The sequence below is a fragment of the Endozoicomonas numazuensis genome, assembly GCF_000722635.1.
GTDB classification, from domain to species: domain Bacteria; phylum Pseudomonadota; class Gammaproteobacteria; order Pseudomonadales; family Endozoicomonadaceae; genus Endozoicomonas_A; species Endozoicomonas_A numazuensis.
Genome location: NZ_JOKH01000009.1, coordinates 65125 through 81453 on the forward strand (window position 1 = coordinate 65125; position 16329 = coordinate 81453).

14 protein-coding genes are annotated in these 16329 nt (G+C 47.0%); 11 read left to right on the top strand and 3 right to left on the bottom strand.

Annotated features, from left to right (window positions below):
- The first annotated feature begins 71 nt into the window (after positions 1 to 71).
- The 5 genes from acuI (at position 72) to GZ78_RS24465 (ending at position 6563) form a co-directional block, all read left to right on the top strand.
- Positions 72 to 1049, top strand: a complete 978-nt coding sequence (gene acuI / locus GZ78_RS24445; RefSeq protein WP_034842274.1) for an acrylyl-CoA reductase (NADPH) — start codon at positions 72 to 74, stop codon at positions 1047 to 1049.
- A 267-nt stretch (positions 1050 to 1316) separates the two neighbouring features.
- Positions 1317 to 2285, top strand: coding sequence for a hypothetical protein (locus tag GZ78_RS24450; protein WP_236631681.1), 969 nt, complete (start codon positions 1317 to 1319; stop codon positions 2283 to 2285).
- 59 nt (positions 2286 to 2344) lie between these two features.
- Positions 2345 to 3787 carry a TrkH family potassium uptake protein gene (locus GZ78_RS24455; protein ID WP_034842277.1) on the top strand — a complete coding sequence of 481 codons (1443 nt, stop codon included), beginning with the start codon at positions 2345 to 2347 and terminating at the stop codon, positions 3785 to 3787.
- 318 nt (positions 3788 to 4105) lie between these two features.
- Entirely contained in the window at positions 4106 to 5911 is a 1806-nt protein-coding gene (locus tag GZ78_RS24460) for an AMP-dependent synthetase/ligase (RefSeq protein ID WP_034842278.1), read from the top strand.
- Positions 5912 to 6053: 142 nt separating this feature from the next.
- The gene (locus tag GZ78_RS24465; protein WP_034842280.1) at positions 6054 to 6563 is read left to right on the top strand and encodes a phosphoribosyltransferase; all 510 of its coding nucleotides are present in this window, start codon (positions 6054 to 6056) and stop codon (positions 6561 to 6563) included.
- Between the two features lie 44 nt (positions 6564 to 6607).
- On the opposite strand, the gene GZ78_RS27870 is transcribed toward GZ78_RS24465, so the two are convergent.
- On the bottom strand, positions 6608 to 7243 hold the full coding sequence (locus GZ78_RS27870; protein WP_051786514.1) for a TetR/AcrR family transcriptional regulator: 636 nt from the start codon (positions 7241 to 7243) through the stop codon (positions 6608 to 6610).
- Between the two features lie 246 nt (positions 7244 to 7489).
- On the opposite strand from GZ78_RS27870, the gene GZ78_RS24475 reads away from it, so the two are divergent.
- Positions 7490 to 8782, top strand: a complete 1293-nt coding sequence (locus GZ78_RS24475; protein ID WP_236631682.1) for an aromatic ring-hydroxylating oxygenase subunit alpha — start codon at positions 7490 to 7492, stop codon at positions 8780 to 8782.
- Positions 8775 to 9320: an aromatic-ring-hydroxylating dioxygenase subunit beta gene (locus GZ78_RS24480; RefSeq protein ID WP_034842282.1), complete on the top strand. Its 546-nt coding sequence runs from the start codon at positions 8775 to 8777 to the stop codon at positions 9318 to 9320. The genes GZ78_RS24475 and GZ78_RS24480 overlap by 8 nt, the downstream gene beginning before the upstream one ends.
- A gap of 145 nt (positions 9321 to 9465) precedes the next feature.
- Here the strand turns inward: GZ78_RS24480 and GZ78_RS24485 are convergent, their stop codons facing one another.
- Complete coding sequence (locus tag GZ78_RS24485) at positions 9466 to 10068, bottom strand: TetR/AcrR family transcriptional regulator (RefSeq protein WP_236631683.1); 603 nt, start codon at positions 10066 to 10068, stop codon at positions 9466 to 9468.
- Positions 10069 to 10565: 497 nt separating this feature from the next.
- Positions 10566 to 11444: an SDR family NAD(P)-dependent oxidoreductase gene (locus GZ78_RS24490; RefSeq protein ID WP_034842285.1), complete on the bottom strand. Its 879-nt coding sequence runs from the start codon at positions 11442 to 11444 to the stop codon at positions 10566 to 10568.
- A 453-nt stretch (positions 11445 to 11897) separates the two neighbouring features.
- Between GZ78_RS24490 and GZ78_RS24495 the strand changes: the two genes are divergently transcribed.
- From GZ78_RS24495 to GZ78_RS24510, 4 genes are all read left to right on the top strand, one after another.
- Positions 11898 to 13205 carry a cytochrome P450 gene (locus tag GZ78_RS24495; RefSeq protein WP_081870025.1) on the top strand — a complete coding sequence of 436 codons (1308 nt, stop codon included), beginning with the start codon at positions 11898 to 11900 and terminating at the stop codon, positions 13203 to 13205.
- A gap of 145 nt (positions 13206 to 13350) precedes the next feature.
- A complete protein-coding gene (locus GZ78_RS24500; protein ID WP_051786515.1) occupies positions 13351 to 14388 on the top strand; it encodes a Rieske 2Fe-2S domain-containing protein in 1038 nt (345 codons plus the stop codon).
- Between the two features lie 112 nt (positions 14389 to 14500).
- Complete coding sequence (locus GZ78_RS24505) at positions 14501 to 15286, top strand: acetoacetate decarboxylase family protein (RefSeq protein ID WP_034842287.1); 786 nt, start codon at positions 14501 to 14503, stop codon at positions 15284 to 15286.
- A gap of 123 nt (positions 15287 to 15409) precedes the next feature.
- The gene (locus GZ78_RS24510) at positions 15410 to 16315 is read left to right on the top strand and encodes a hypothetical protein (protein WP_152558929.1); all 906 of its coding nucleotides are present in this window, start codon (positions 15410 to 15412) and stop codon (positions 16313 to 16315) included.
- Positions 16316 to 16329 lie beyond the last annotated feature (14 nt).

A 16329-nucleotide genomic window follows, 5' to 3' on the forward strand; every position in this document is an offset into this window, starting at 1 on the left:
TTTTGGGACTACTCCTTAGTACTCGAAACCCTATAATGCCCTTATCTTTCATTGAGCTGATGGAGTGCTGTATGTTCAAGGCGCTGTTGCTAGAACAGGAAGGCAAAGCCACCGTATCTTCTGTCCAGGAACTGGACGACAGTCATTTACCCGAAGGAGAAGTGACTGTCGCCGTCGAATACTCCTCCCTGAATTACAAAGACGGTCTGGCCATCACCGGCAAGGGCAAAATTGTTCGCAACTTTCCGATGGTTCCGGGCATCGACTTTGCCGGAACAGTCATTGATTCTGCCAGCCCTGATTTTTCACAAGGCGACAAAGTCATTCTCACGGGCTGGGGCGTCGGTGAAAGCCACTGGGGAGGCATGGCGCAAAAAGCCAGAGTCAAAGCCCGTCAGCTAGTAAAAATGCCAGAGGGACTCGATAGCCGAAACGCCATGATGATCGGCACTGCAGGCTTGACTGCCATGTTATGCGTTATGGCTCTGGAACAATCAGGCGTGACACCAGAACAAGGTGAAATTCTGGTCACGGGCGCCAGCGGGGGTGTCGGTACTGTGTCTGTAGCTCTGCTGGCCAAGCTGGGGTACGACGTTGTTACTGTGTCTGGCCGTCCGGAAAACTCAGCCATGCTGGTAAATCTGGGAGCCAAACTGATTTTGCCCAGAAATCGCTTTGAAGAGCCTGCCCGCCCATTGGATAAACAACTGTGGGCTGGTGCTGTTGATACGGTAGGCAGCAAGCTTCTGGCCAAAGTTCTATCTGAAATGAATTATGGCGGCACGGTTGCTGCTTGCGGACTGGCTGGAGGGTTTGATCTTCCAACAACAGTCATGCCTTTCATTTTGAGAGGCGTTAATCTTCAGGGTGTTGATTCTGTGATGTGCCCCACTGACAAGCGCATTGAGGCTTGGGAAAGGCTGGTCAAACTGCTACCTGAAAGCTTTTACGAGCTGGCTTGCCGGAAAGTAACTCTGGAAGGTGTGGCTGAATACGCCAAAGCCATCACAGAAGGACAGGTAACTGGCCGTATTATCGTAAGAGTATAATGATACCTGCTCTATTGGGGCTCGCTCTTTACAGCTCATAACTCATAGCTGCCCTCAGCTGAGCCCCGCTTTCTGATTTTGAACTAGACTGTAAATCCTTCTAACATTCAAGGCTGTAGTTGTATGATTCAGACAGGTTCCGGAATTTTTGCAACGCGCAAAATTTTTTCTTCTTATAGTCCGGAACCATTGTTCGTCACCTGCCCCCTAAAACGTCATTTATCCTGGAAAGTCATTTCAAAAGCGCTGGTTTTTCTGATTCTAATATTGTTGACCTCTCTGAGTCAGGCATCTCTCCCCTATTACCTTCTAAGAGCAACAATGTCGCCTGATCATTTGCAAACTCACATCGAGCTCAAAAACTTTCTTTCCAGCCGTTATATTTATCTCCATGAAGGAATCTGTGGCAGAAGCAAAAACCATCTTCTTGCCAGTTCTGAATCCGGGCAAATGGCTTGCATTAAACGCTACCCGAAATTAAAACAAGAGATCCGGGGAGAACTCTACAGCTACCACTTCAGTCAATGGCTGGGTCACTATAATGTTCCAGCCATCGTGTTGACCCGACTCTCTTATACTGACGAGTTCTGGTCCCCCTGGAAGTCAAAATTAATTGAACTGGGATGGCATGACGGTGACTATCTGGTAGTCAGCCACTACTACCAGCAACTCTCGGATGTCACGCTGCCTGACATATTAAGAACAAACAAAACTCTGAACCTCACGACCAAAGGTCATTATACGAAGACAGAGATTACACAATGGTCCAACCTTATCGTTCAGGATTACTTAAGTGGTGACACCGACCGGTTAGTGAATACTCTTGTGAACCTCGAGCATAACAAGCACATGTATTCCTACCCTATTCATAATCTGGGCCAGACTAAAGACTTGGGTCTGATTGCTTATGACCATGATTACGCGTTCGGAGTTGGGTATGACTTTGCACTCAGCAAACGTTACCAAACACTGAACCAAAAGTATCAGCGCTATCAGGTTCATTTTTTGAACCGGTTATGTCTCTTCTCCAGTGCCACTCAGCAAAAACTAGAGACTCTCTCCAGCTATGAAGATCCAGCTCAAATACTCGAAGACTATATCCAACGGGTTGACCTGGATTCCTTTTTGCTGGTTAAACCCTTAACGAAGGAGCACCGGACACTCTTTAAACATCGTATCCGTCATGCATTGAAACACCTCCATGAGTGCCAAGCGACTCCAAGTATTAACCCTTAATTACTTCGAACCCTTTAAGTGCAATAGTTCGAGGTTTTACTGATTGAACTGAAGCCACCATGAATGTTCGCCCCGTGCTATTCGTCATAGGACTGTTCCTGATGGTCCTCTCAGTGCTGATGTTATTACCAGCTCTGTACGATTTCATTACCGATGCAGACGGCGTTTATTCATTTGCTTTATCTGCTTTGATTACGCTGCTGGTTGGCGCTCCTCTGTACTACTTCTGCCGCCTACCTGTATTCAGCCTGAAGCCCAGACAAATCTTTCTGCTGACCAACTCCTCCTGGTTTACCCTGAGCGCCTTTGCCGCACTGCCTTTGTATCTCGAGTTGGATATCAGTTATACCGATGCTTTTTTTGAGACCATGTCAGGTATTACCACAACCGGTTCTACGGTACTGAGTGGACTGGACCATATGAATACCGGGGTGCTGTTATGGCGCTCTTTGCTGCAATGGTTGGGCGGCATTGGCTTTATTGTTCTCGCCGTAGCGGTACTGCCTTTTTTGAAGGTAGGTGGAATGCGGTTATTCCAAAGCGAATCTTCAGACTGGTCAGACAAAGCTATGCCCCGTTCAGGCAGTATTGCCAAGCGCATTGTCTTTATCTATCTCGGCCTGACCGTTTTTTGCGCGTACCTGTATTTCCTGGGAGGGATGAATGGCTTTGAGGCCATTAACCATGCCATGACCACCCTTTCAACCGGGGGCTACTCAACGTCCGATAGTTCCATGGCTCACTTTCAGAACCCATTCATTCATTGGGTGGCTATCGTATTCATGATTTTCGGCTCTCTCCCCTTTGTTTTGTTTGTGAAGTTTCTCAGAGGTGACCCCCAATCATTACTCAGAGACAATCAGGTTCAGGCTTATTTGAACTTTCTGTTGATTCTTTGGGGTCTTTTTACACTATGGCTGTTTATGAACAGCGACTACACACTGTTTAAGTCACTGACACTGGTCGCTTTTAATACAGTTTCAGTCATTACAACCACCGGGTATGCATTAACGGACTACACCTTATGGGGCGGTTTTGCTGCCACTCTGTTTCTCTGTCTGACAGTAATAGGCGGCTGCTCTGGCTCCACTGCCGGTGGCATAAAGATTTTCCGTTTTCAGATTGGAGCCCGACTGCTGGGGATACAACTCAAACAACTGGCGCACCCCAGAGCCTGCTTCGTACAAAGCTACAATGGCCAACAAATAACCAGTGACATTCTCAGATCTTTGATTGCGTTTTGTTTTTTCTTTGCCCTGCTGACCACCACTCTGACTCTGCTACTGAGTCTTTTAGGTCTGGATCTGGTGACCAGCCTGAGCGGCGCCGCTACTGCAGTCGCCAATGTAGGACCCGGTCTTGGAGACGTCATTGGGCCTGCAGGAAACTTTGCCACATTACCTGATACCGCCAAATGGCTTCTGAGCGTTGGCATGCTGATGGGAAGGCTTGAAGTTATTACCGTGCTGGTATTATTCACACCTGCTTTCTGGAAGGACTGAATCAGCCTTAGAAATGATAGGCTGCCCGAGCAGCCTATCTGTCCGTATTTACCTGCAAAAACTCAGGAAAACATCCCTTCTCATACAAATTGTTACAAAAATAGCCGAACTAACCCTCCGTAACTGATGTAAATCAAATAGTATTTATTCACACTCATGTAGTATTCTTCGCCGCCAACGATAGCATTGAAAGCAGGCTTCAATCTGTTTGATGCTTGATCAGATCAGCCATAAGCAGAAAGTGTCGTTTTTTAATGTTTTTTTTCGAAATAAAAACATTAAAACCAGATACTTCCAGAAGATGTATATTGCTTGCCAATGAATGATAATCCTCCATCGCACCTTATTAGCCTGATTCGTCAGCGCACTCAAAAAAACGGCAGTCAAACGGCCATCCGTTTTTCCAGCCACCACCAATGGCAAGCCATGAACTGGCAGCAGCTGGGAGAGAAAATCGACCAGGTTTCCCGTGCACTACTGGCAGACGAGCTCCCGATTCAAAGTAATATCGGGGTCTGGTCACAAAATCTTCCTGAATGGACGATGGCTGACCTGGGCACCCTTCAAACCCGATGTGTAACTGTGCCCATATACCCCACCAGCACAGCAGAACAGGCTCGCTACATCATCGAAGATGCTGCGATTTCGACACTGTTTGTCGGTGAGCAGGAACAGTTTGATGGGGCATTGGAACTGCTTCAGAAATGCGACTGCCTGACACGCATCATCGTGTTTGATGCCCAGACCGACCTTAAGGGCTGCACTCAGGCTCAAACATTCAATGAGTTTCTGCTCTCAGCGCCTTCAGACAGCGAAGAACTGAAACGTCGACTGGATCAGCAATCTCTGGATGACCTGTACACCCTGATATATACCTCAGGAACGACAGGGCAACCCAAAGGCGTCATGCTGGATTACACCAGTATCGGTGCCTCTTTTGAGTCTCACGACCACCTGATCCACATTGATCACACCGACATATCCATTGCCTTTTTGCCACTCAGTCATATTTTTGAAAGGGCCTGGAGTTATTACGTTCTAACCCGGGGAGCAGTAAACTGCTACCTGAAAGACCCCACCAATATTGCAGACGTACTGCCCACTTTAAAGCCTACTGTTGTCTGTGCGGTACCCCGTTTTTACGAGAAAATCTATGCCGGTGTAAACACCATGATTCAGAAAGGATCACCGGTGAAACGGGCCATTTTTAAATTAGCGATGAAAATTGGCCATAGCACCATGGAGCTGAAGCGTCAGGGCAAACCTGTTCCCGGCTATATGGAAAGCCTGAACCAGTTGGCAGATAAACTGGTATTCAGCAAGATCAAAGAAAAACTGGGCGGTCGGATTCGCTTTATGCCATGCGGCGGCGCCCGCCTGGACGACGAGATCAATCGTTTTTTCCATACTCTTGGGATCAATATCAAAGTCGGTTATGGCATGACAGAAACCACGGCTACTGTTACCTGCTTTCGTGATACCGGTTTTCAATTTGGAAGTTGTGGAACACCTCTTCCCGGCATTCAGGTCAAAATCGGTCAGGATGGTGAAATTCTGGTAAAAGGCCAGACAGTAATGCGAGGCTACTACAAAAAACCTGAAGACACCGCCAAAACCTTTGATGCCGATGGCTGGCTTAAAACGGGTGACGCCGGTTTAATTGATGAAACAGGTCAGTTACGTATTACCGAGCGCATCAAGGAACTGATGAAAACGTCCAATGGCAAATATATTGCACCTCAATACATTGAAGGCACTTTGGGCAAAGATCGGTTTATCGAACAAGTCGCGATCGTAGCTGATGCCAAAAATTATGTTTCTGCCCTGATCGTTCCGGCCTTTGAGGCTCTGGAAGAATATGCCAGGAGCATTAACCTGAAATACGAAAACAAAATGGAGCTGATCCGAAACTCGGATGTCCAGGCCATGTTCCAGGACAGACTGGATCACATTCAGGGAGAACTGGCCCGATTCGAACAGGTTAAGAAATTCACACTGCTGCCCCGTGAATTTTCCATCGAAAGGGGGGAAATCACACCCACTCTGAAGCTACGCAGAAAAATCATAATGGAACGTTTCCGCAAGGAAATTGAAGCCATGTATAAACCTGCCACTTCACACTGACCATTTAAAACAGGTCATTCGTCAACGGATGGCCTGATTCTCAACAGCTGCAGCGGAAAACCCCACTTGCCTCAACAGCACCAGGTCGCCTATTCTTCGCTGCTTCAGTTTTTAGACCCTCCAGCTAAAGGTTTAAGCGCTCATGGAGCAATATAATTTCACCTATAACGACATCCATAACACCGTTCGAGCTGCTGCCGAGAAAATCAAAGCATCCGGATTCGAGCCTGACTACCTTCTGGCCATTGGTGGTGGCGGTCTGATTCCAGCCCGCATCCTGCGCACCTACATCAACAAACCTATCCTGACGGTTTCCCTTACCCGTTACAGCGATGAGATTGGCACTGCTCCATCCGAGACGCCGATCAAACTGCAGTGGCTGGAGCCTGACACCAATCTGGATGGCAAAAAAGTTCTGGTTATTGATGAGGTCGATGATGAGAGAACCACTCTGGAATTCACCCTGGGCCATCTGTTCGAAAAACATCCTGATACCGAATTCTCAGCCTTTGTCGTACACAATAAGCTGAAAGAAAAGAAAGGCGCCCTGCCAGAAAAACTGAGCCACTTCTTTACCGGTGAAGACATTCACGATTACTGGATTAATTACGCCTGGGATGCCGTAGATATCGATCAGTTTGGTAAAAAATAAACCACCGATTTATGGACTGGAGCCGGACAAATGACAGCCCGGCTCTACTGCTTTTCTGTAAAAAGTCCACCTGCCACAGCACTCAACAGTTTCCTCTGAATCACAAGACTGTCTTCACTCAATGCAGGTTTCCCCGTCAATTTTTCCAACGTTTGGGCTGACGAAAAATAGCCGGTACTGATATTAAACAACGTGACAATAATGAGAACCACCTCCAGCTCCGAAGCATCCTTTTTCATACCCAGATGATGGAACACTGCCCTGCCCTGATCAATCAGCTCCCGCAACCAGTCCTCCAACCATGGCTGCCCGGAATGACTGCCATGACGACCTGTCATACACTGCTGTAGCAAGGAAGCGATATGGGGTGATTGAGACAGCAGATCGAACATAACTACCGGTAATGATTCCTGCGATATCTGACGCTGACCAGATAACAGATGACCCAAAGTATCTGATAATGGTTTCAACGCCCGCTCAAGTACCTTCTGATATAAATCTTCTTTCCCTGAAAAGTGCCTGTACAGTCCGGGCTCACGAATACCAACAGCCCCAGCCACCTCCCTCAGACTGGTGGCTTCATAGCCTTTTTCTGCAAACAGCCGCTCCGACTCATCAAGAATTTTTTGAGCCGTACGTTCGCCTTTCGTTAGCTTTTTTTCTTCTACACATGCATTCATAGACTATGAAGTTATCAATGATTAACTTTTCTTTCCAGCCCCTCTTGAACAGAAAAGTTAATTAGTGATAACTTTTCTGTTCAAGATCAAAACTATTTCACTAAGGATTAGTCTCGAAATAAATTCCGGACTATTCCTAAGCAGTCAATGCAGCTCCCCCTGAAACATGCCGATGCCTCAGGGTCTGATAAAGCTGCATTTTCATAGTAAAAAAAACAACAAGACCTCCACGAGGAGTGCGACATCATGTCGATACCGATGGACTTCAGTCAGTGGGTCAGCGATGACGGCTCACACATCCACCGCCGTATATTCACAGATCCGGCACTCTACGAGCTGGAAAAGCAGCATATCTTTGCCAAAACATGGGTCTACATGGGCCATGAGAGCCAGATAGAAAAATCAGGGGACTTTATAACCAGTTATATAGCCGAAACGCCTGTCATAGTTTCCAGAGCCGGCGATCAGAGTATTCACGTCTCCATTAACAGCTGCAGCCATCGTGGTGTTCCTGTATGCAGAGCTGACCAGGGAAACACCCGCCGCTTTGTCTGTCCTTATCATAACTGGACCTTTAACAATAAAGGCGACCTTGTCTCGATACCCCAGGAGCGTAAAGTCTGCAACAAACCCGACAAAAGTCAGTTAGGCCTTAAAAAAGTGCCCAGAGTAGAAAGTTACAAAGGTCTCATTTTTGCCTGCATGGATGAACAGGTAGAATCCCTCACAGACTATCTGGGTGACATGACCTGGTACCTGGATTGTCTGTTTGATCGGTTTGAGGGGGGTGTAGAAATTCTGGGCTCACCCCATAAATGGCTGATTAACTGCAACTGGAAACTGCCTGTTGAAAATCACCTGGGTGACGTCGGCCATGGCCCCTATCTCCATGGCTCCCTGTTACAGGGAACTCCCGCCGTGACAGAGCTTGAACAGTTTGGCCATAACGTGGTTCCTAAACCCGGACACGGCCTGTCGGTCCGACTCATGCCAGATGGAACCCCCGCTGAGCAATGCATGTTGGGCATGGATGGTCTCGCCGGAATGGACCCCGAGGTCAATGCTTACCTGCAGGAAAGCCACAAAAAAGTCAGTGCCCGTCTGGGAGAAGTTCGCTCACGCCTTAAACCACTTTGCTACAGCGTGTACCCTAACCTGTCATTCTTATGGCCCAATATGACGCTGAGAACCAGTCACCCAAGAGGCCCGGGACAAACTGAATTCTGGTCCTGGTTTGTCATCGAGAAAGACGCTCCCGCTCATATAAAAGAAAAATTACGCATGAATTACACCATGATGTTTGGACCCGGCGGACTGCTTGAAGGTGAAGATTCTGAAGCCTGGTCAGAGCAATATAAGGGGAGCAATATCGACTTCACCGACGACAGGACTTTTTATTACGGCCTGGGTCAGGGCGAAGCCGGCCCACATCCGGAAATGCCTGGTAGTGTGGGTAGCTGTTTCGACGAACATTATGCTCGCGAATTCTATTTGCAGTGGCGCCAGCGTCTGGAACAAGGAGTCAATCATCATGCCTGAGATCAATCTTGAGCTGATCAGCCGGGTAGAACAGTTCTATTTTCGTGAAGCCCGAATTTTAGACAATCGCCAATTCAATCAGTGGCTGACACTGCTGACGGAAGATATTCGCTATACCATACCCTCCAGGCATGTTCCCCAACCCGATCTGCAGAAAAAAGAAACAGAAGCATTCCTGTCCGTAGAGCAGGAGTTAAGTCAGGGCCTCGAGACCCCTTACCGAGATGAAGACTTTTTAATACTTTCGATCCGGGCTATGAGAGCATTCAAAAGCAACTCGTGGACAGATTCGCCTCCTGCCAGAACACGACGATTTGTCTCTAATATAGAGGTACTCGCCAGTGAGCAGCCAGGATGTTTTGAAGTTTTCAGTAACCTCATGGTCTCTTACAGCCGCCATCAACAAGATAACTTTTTCTATACGGCGCAGCGAAAAGACCTCATTAAACCAGAAGAAGAAAGCTTCAAGATTGCTAAAAGGGAGGTTATTCTTGACTGGAATGTAATAACAGCGCCTTCATTAAGTATCTTCTTTTAATCAGGCGATAAGCTCCAGTAGAGAATATTAAACACTACTGGAGCGGTTCAAATAATAAAAACAGACAAATCAGAAAACCAAACACTTGTCTATCAACAACAATCCAGGACAAAATCAACAAGGGTATTAATGACAAGCCATTTAACTATTTCAACATACTGTCTAACATGAATTTCAGTAGACGGTCGTAATTGGCTGCGATGTCGTAAGACTCATCGTTTAACCAGTTAACCATCATCGCATTGATCATCCCAACCGTTATCTCAGCACAAAAACCGGTATCCAGACCTGGTTTCAGGTCATCAAGATTATTTTCATAGAGTGTACGAAAACAATCATTCATAAAATTCAACTGGTTTGCACTTTGTGTTCGGTTGTTGGAAAGATTAATGATCATATAATCAATCATTTCTCTTTCCAGACGATCTGCCTGAGCTATATTGCTTTGCATTTCATTAAAAATATACTTCAGACAAGCTTCCAGCCCATTGCAGTTTGCCAACGCACCCTCTACATTCAGGCGGGTTCTCAGCAACAGATCAGACTGACAGATTTGTATTAACAGGTCATGTCTGGAAGGGTAATAGTTATAAAAGGTTTTCTTGGCAATATCTGCCCTTTCACAGATATCCTCTATCGTTGTGCCCTCAATGCCGTGAAGCCTGATTAACTCAACTGTTTCCTGACAGATTTTTTCCCTGACGGCTTGTTTTTTTCGTTCACGACGGCCAATGGGTTGTGCAGTCAATGATTAAACCTCTTTATGTCTGCCTGCTTCCTGCCGGAAAGCTATCAAACTCAGCTTCCAGTGCGACCTGAAAACAACGATTCAATAGCCTGCTAACCGGGCTAGTGATGCTAGATTGTACCGATCTGTCTGTTAATTTCCATGTCCAATCTGTTTAGTCCCAAAGAACCATCGGAATAACATCAGACACCATTCGACCCTGAAAAAATCTTTTAGGGTCAACAGTCATAATTTCAGCATCATTTTCAGCATCATTTTCTGCAAGACTTAACAATTGAAGGGAATGACGCGACAGACTCAGCATCGAGAAAACCTTCCATCCTTCTGAAGGATGGAAGAAAATTCGTCAGCATTCATAACTGTCATTAATTTATCCGTCATCGTGCATAAAAAAACCAGTCCCGGCTTATCTATTAAGCTGTTTAACAATGGCTGCCAACAAGAGCAGCCAGGGTCTTACAAGATCAGACTAATACTATTATTAACCTGATTCTCTGTTAAAGGACGTCAGGTGGCGTTGGATTTTCAGCATTAAGAATCCAATCTGCCCGCTGTCTGAACGCCGCTTTTGACTTTTCACTGGTCGGAGCAATCCAGAACTTATCTTCTTTCAGCTCCTGCAAGGCGAACTCTGCGACTTCTTCCGGCTCGGTTGTTTCCAGAGTTCTCCCATATTCCGCCATCATGGTTTTCATATCATCAACGGAAGTAATCCCTGAGTTGGGCTTGTCTGGATCCATTGGCAGATCTTCAGGGCGATTGCGTTCTGAATTAAAGATACCGCTGTTAACTACATGAGGCCCCGGAAACAAGGCACTGACCTTCACAGGCGACTGAGACATCAGACACTGGAAGTACAGATTCTCGGTAATGGCCTGGACTGCTGCTTTGGTAGCGGTATAGATAGGCGTATTTGGCATCATAAGGAATGCACCATTGCCCGACCCCGTCACAACAAAATGAGCTTCCTCATTCTGTTCAACCAGCTTCGGCATGAATGCATTGATGGTATGGATAACACCCCAGGTATTCACTCTGAAGCCCCACTCCCAGTCATTAACATCATAATCCCACATCATACCGCCTTCACCGGTTCCGACACCGGCATTGGCAAATACCAGATGTATAGCGCCGTACTCTTCCAGAGTTGCATCAGCAAGCGCTTTCATGGAATCACCGTCAGTGACATCGGCTTTCTGACCATAACACTCATACCCGGAAGCTTTCAGGTCAGTAATCACATTATCCAGTGCAGTGGTTTCAATGTCAGACACCACCACCTTTGCACCTTCTTTCGCCAGCAATGTAGCCAATGCACGCCCTACACCACTGGCACCACCGGTCACTACCGCGACTTTGCCTTTGAAGTCTTTCATTTTTCTTATTCTCCGCAGCTCTACCTAAGCGCCTCTCAAGACAGACATTAAGTATCTCGCCTGTTGCTTTCGCATAGTCTGGCGAGTGGATTTTTTCACCCTTCAAGGCGCAACACCGGGCGCGTAACCAGAGCTACGTAACCAGAGCTACGTAACCAGAGTTGGAACGCAGAAGGATGAAAAAAGCCTCCGTCCAGATATTCGAAAACAACGGGTCAGGTACTTAACCATCATCGAAAGACTATGGATTCCAGAAGCATCTGCTGTCTTCAAAACAAGGTGACAGAAGACTAACTAGATACTTGATTAAAAAATTACACCATTGTATAACTTTTCACAATGGTTACATCGAACCATCTGCAAAGCATGGTTTTTCACCTGGTAGAAACACTGAAAACCAGAGCTCGAATGCCCACAGCGACATAAAAACAAGAATAATGCGGAGAATAGAGTATGGAACTGGTAGAAGATGCGGTTGAAACAGTCAGTGTAGACATCCGCAAAGTATCAACGGACACACCTGTAGAGGCGCTGCCTCCTATTGAGGAAGTCTTCAACCCTCATTCTAAAGAATATTGTGAAAACCCAATTCCCCAGTGCATGGAGCTGAAAAAAAGAGGTCGTCTGGTCTGGTACTCCCCATGGCAGGCCTGGATCATGACCCAGATTACAGACATCATGGAATGCTGGCGCACCGAGTACTTATCCTCTGACTTCTATGACTGGGAGTTTGCACCGGCTCGTCCACCTGAAGCCCAATGGACCAACTTTGAGCGTGCGATGATCGGCCACAGTCTGGTAGCCGACAAGGATCATCACCGACTGATCAGAAAAGTCTCTTCTCCAGCCTTCTCCAGAAATGTGGTGGACGCGATTCAAAAAAGAATCGAGCCGGATGTCGTTAAATTGTTTGATGATTTGGGAGAACCCGAAACCTTTGACTACATGGAGAAAATCTCCAACCACATTCCGTTTATTTCTATCACCCGCATGGTGGGTATCCCTGAAAAATACTGGGACGACTTCAAACCGGTTGTCACCACTTTTACTGAGGCCTGGAACGCCACTATTTCTGAAGAGCGCCGCGCAAAAGCCCGCGAAGACAGTAACCGAGCCATAGACATTATCAAACAGGTGATCGCTGAACGTCGGGAATCCCCCCAACAAGACGATTTTCTGAGTGCCCTGATTCAGGTCGAAAAAGAAAACCCTGACTTTCAGGAATGGGACATTATCACCCTGATTCTGGCGTTGATCGGAGCCGGCGCAGACACCACTCTGGTCGCACAGCAATGGAGTGTTTATGCACTGCTGAAACATAAAGATCAGGCTGTCGAAGCCCTGGAATCACCCGAATCGTTCGCCAAGGCATTTACAGAAATTATGCGCTGGGCACAAAACTCAAAAATGGGATTTGCTCGTTACGCGCAGGATGACATGGACGTTTTGGGGCAACAGGTTCGTAAGGGACAGATGGTGCTGATGATGCCACACCTGAAAGACTATGACTCTCAATACTTCGATGAACCAGAGACGTTCAATATCCACCGTAAGTTTGATCCTGACGTACTCTTTGGCTATGGGCCTCGCTTCTGCATTGGCGCAGCACTGGCTCGAAGACAGCTATACCTGACCATGTCGGAGCTGTTTAAACGATTCCCGGATGCAGAACTGGCCTTTGAGCCCGAAAAGGACGAGACCGACCATAACTCGGTCGCTTTTAAAGAACTGGTGATCAAAACCAATATCAAGAAAGCCTGATTAAACCCCTGAGTTGTGAAAGTCCTCAGTGAAAAATAAGAATAAACAGCCTTGAGCGGATGTAAAGCCTTGAGCGACTGAAATAATTTTTCATCGCACCTGAAAAAAAACGATGAAGAATTTTTCATAATAGAAAGGATATGCAATGAGTAAGCGATACAACAAACCCATTCCCTATGGATGGTATTGTGTTGAACTGTCCAAAGATCTGAACCCTGGCGATGTAAAGCCCCTGAAATACTTTGGCGAAGACCTGGTATTGTTCAGAACCGAATCTGGAGAGGCTAAAGTTCTGGATGCCCATTGCCCACATCTGGGTGCGCATCTCGGCCATGGTGGCATCGTCAAGGGAGAATCCGTCAGCTGCCCCTTTCATGCCTGGGAATTCGACGGGACCGGCATGCTTCAGGAAATCCCATACTCAAAGCGTATCCCACCGAAAGTAAAGGATAAGCCCTGCATTCGCAGCTACCCCGTAGAAGAACGTAACGAGATGATCTGGGCCTGGTATCACCCTGAACAGGTAGAGCCGCTGTTTGAGCTGGAAGTCATGGAAGAGTTTGGTCACCCGGATTGGACTGATATTGACGTCTACGAATGGACCATCAACTCCATTGTCCAGGAAACCGGTGAGAACGCTGCCGATCTGGCCCACTTTGTTACGGTTCATGACTCTCCATTTTTACCGGATGGGAAAGTGACCTACGAAGGACACAAGCGCATCACCATTATGGACAATGAGACCCATGTGATGGATGAAAACGGTGTTGTCGATCGCTCCGGCGACAAACTGGAACCCGCCAACCTTTACTCATTCAATAATGGCCCAGGTCAGACCGGTCAACGATTTACCCGCATGTTTGAGATTGTCATGATGGGCACGATTACCCCCATTGATGACCAGAGCATTCATATGAGGTTTGTCTTCTCATTACCTAAAGCGCAGACCGATACGAATGTGTTATATGCCCATGGTGTCCGCGATGAAATCGTTCATCAGGTAAACCAGGATATTCCTATCTGGGAGCACAAAATCTATAAGGAACAGCCCATTCTCTGTGAAGGTGATGGCCCTATTGGTCAGTATCGGAAATGGTTCGAACAGTTCTACGCCCAGTCTGAAACCTCTGAAATCCAGAAAACAGAATACGCTGAAAAAGAGCGTCTGATCATCAGCCAATAAGTTCCATAACAAACAGCCATGAGCGGGAAATGCGGCTCACCCCGAAACATGAAAGTAGCTACAAGGTCTAATAGAGCTGAATTTTCATTGTAAAAAGAAGAGAAGGAAACCTATGAGTGCAGAACAGCAAGGTCCTCTGACCCCTCCGGGTGAAATAGCTAACTGGCCTTTACTGAAAATTAAATACGACACGGATCCAGCTTGTATTGAAAAGCTGTTACCCCCCGGTATTTCTCCCGGTAAAAATCCGACTGTCAATATCACCATCTACAACTTTCCGGTTCTGAATGAACCAGAATACGGTTATGTCATCAGCGTAGACGCTGACTACAAGGGAACAGAAGGTGAGTTTACCCTGGCTATTGGAATCGATCAGGAAGCCGCCGTATTTGGCAGTCAAGAGCGCTGGGGACAGCCCAAGTTCCCTGCAACCACCCAATATTTCCGACTGATTGATCAAGTCACTGCCAAGCTGACCCACCAAGGCTACACCTTCCTGGAATTTTCTGGAAAAGTGACAGGTACCGGTGAAATACCCCCGGAACATGAGACCAATGAGTGGTGGTTGAAATACTCTCGCTCTGTTGATGTGATGAGCACCGAGTTTGACTACCCACCCAATGTCGTCCATGTGTACAGCAAATACGGCACGGCTCATATCGAAGAGCTGGAGTGTGAACTCAAACTCAATGAGAGCCCCTGGGATCCCATTGCAACCCTTCTGCCAGTGAAGAGCCAACCCAAAGCGCACCTTTGGAGCCCTATTTTTCTGGATCGTAAAATCACACTGGCGGGAGAGCTGGATGCCAAAGCCTTTTTCCCCTATGCCGACACCATAGGTGGTTCAAGGTGGCCAGGTGAAAGTGGTGGCCCTAAAAAAACACTGTATAAAGAATAATTGCTTGTCAGCCTGCCAACCCATGGCAGGCTGGTTTATCCTTCCATGATATAAGCCTGAACGCCCACTCACTCCATATACTGCTATTTTTGGTGGTCTGTCATAACAACAAGGCTTCTGAAAATGCAGTACTTATCGAGACTTCTATGGATAGTCACCCTTTTCGTTTGGCTGGCTACACCGCTGGGCTCCTTTGCGGATCAATGTCCTGTCTGTGAACGTGGTACATTTTCCGCGCCCGGCGAGTGCTCAAACCATAGATGTATTCTTGGCAGTAATGATCCTGAAGAGGCTGAATCCCGCGAACGTATCCGGCTACGGGTTATGAGGGATTACAGAAGAAGATGGGGTCAGTGGTTTGAAGGCGTCGTAAACCAGATGAGCAACGCCCTACTCACTATCCCCATACGCAGTTGGAAATCAGAACTGGAAAAGCTGAGAATTAAATTCCTTCCCGAACAAACCTGGACAGATGCCGGTATTGATATCAGCCGTATAATCTCTGAACTGGGGCTCCAACAAGTAAATCCTGACATATACCCTGTCCCACACCCCCCGCAAACTGAGAACGCCCAAGTGACAGTGCCTGAATGGATCAGCAGCATGCAAGCCTGGTCAACGAATGGAAATCCGGACGCATGCCCAAACCTCGAAAGCACTGACAAAACAATGCGACAGAGTGGTTACACAATCAGTAGGATCAATCTAAATCCGGGGCAGGATGTCATTAAGTTTGTCAACGAGCTCTTGAAAGTCTGCAACCTGAAAATGCTCTTAACGTACCGCTTTGGTGTTGATGGAGAAAATATGGAACTGAACTATCTGATTGAAGTGGACAGTCAGGGTCAGATCTTTTCATTTGCGGATATCGATGACCTGGAAGACGTACAGCACTTTAACACTTCAGAAGATTTTGTAGCCGAGAGTATTGCTGACTTTGATGCTGATACAGGAGATTCGGTTATCATCCACGTCTACTTTCTTAATGAAAGAAGACAAAGAGACAACAGAGCCCCCGAGCCCGAATAACGGGTCGGGGACAC

Coding starts and splice junctions, on each gene's coding strand:
- GZ78_RS27870 (WP_051786514.1), bottom strand. CDS start 7,243: ATGAATGCATGTGTAGAAGAAAAAAAGCTAACGAAAGGCGAACGTACG.
- GZ78_RS24510 (WP_152558929.1), top strand. CDS start 15,410: ATGCAGTACTTATCGAGACTTCTATGGATAGTCACCCTTTTCGTTTGG.
- acuI (WP_034842274.1), top strand. CDS start 72: ATGTTCAAGGCGCTGTTGCTAGAACAGGAAGGCAAAGCCACCGTATCT.
- GZ78_RS24500 (WP_051786515.1), top strand. CDS start 13,351: ATGAGTAAGCGATACAACAAACCCATTCCCTATGGATGGTATTGTGTT.
- GZ78_RS24460 (WP_034842278.1), top strand. CDS start 4,106: ATGAATGATAATCCTCCATCGCACCTTATTAGCCTGATTCGTCAGCGC.
- GZ78_RS24505 (WP_034842287.1), top strand. CDS start 14,501: ATGAGTGCAGAACAGCAAGGTCCTCTGACCCCTCCGGGTGAAATAGCT.
- GZ78_RS24490 (WP_034842285.1), bottom strand. CDS start 11,444: ATGAAAGACTTCAAAGGCAAAGTCGCGGTAGTGACCGGTGGTGCCAGT.
- GZ78_RS24495 (WP_081870025.1), top strand. CDS start 11,898: ATGGAACTGGTAGAAGATGCGGTTGAAACAGTCAGTGTAGACATCCGC.
- GZ78_RS24480 (WP_034842282.1), top strand. CDS start 8,775: ATGCCTGAGATCAATCTTGAGCTGATCAGCCGGGTAGAACAGTTCTAT.
- GZ78_RS24475 (WP_236631682.1), top strand. CDS start 7,490: ATGTCGATACCGATGGACTTCAGTCAGTGGGTCAGCGATGACGGCTCA.
- GZ78_RS24455 (WP_034842277.1), top strand. CDS start 2,345: ATGAATGTTCGCCCCGTGCTATTCGTCATAGGACTGTTCCTGATGGTC.
- GZ78_RS24465 (WP_034842280.1), top strand. CDS start 6,054: ATGGAGCAATATAATTTCACCTATAACGACATCCATAACACCGTTCGA.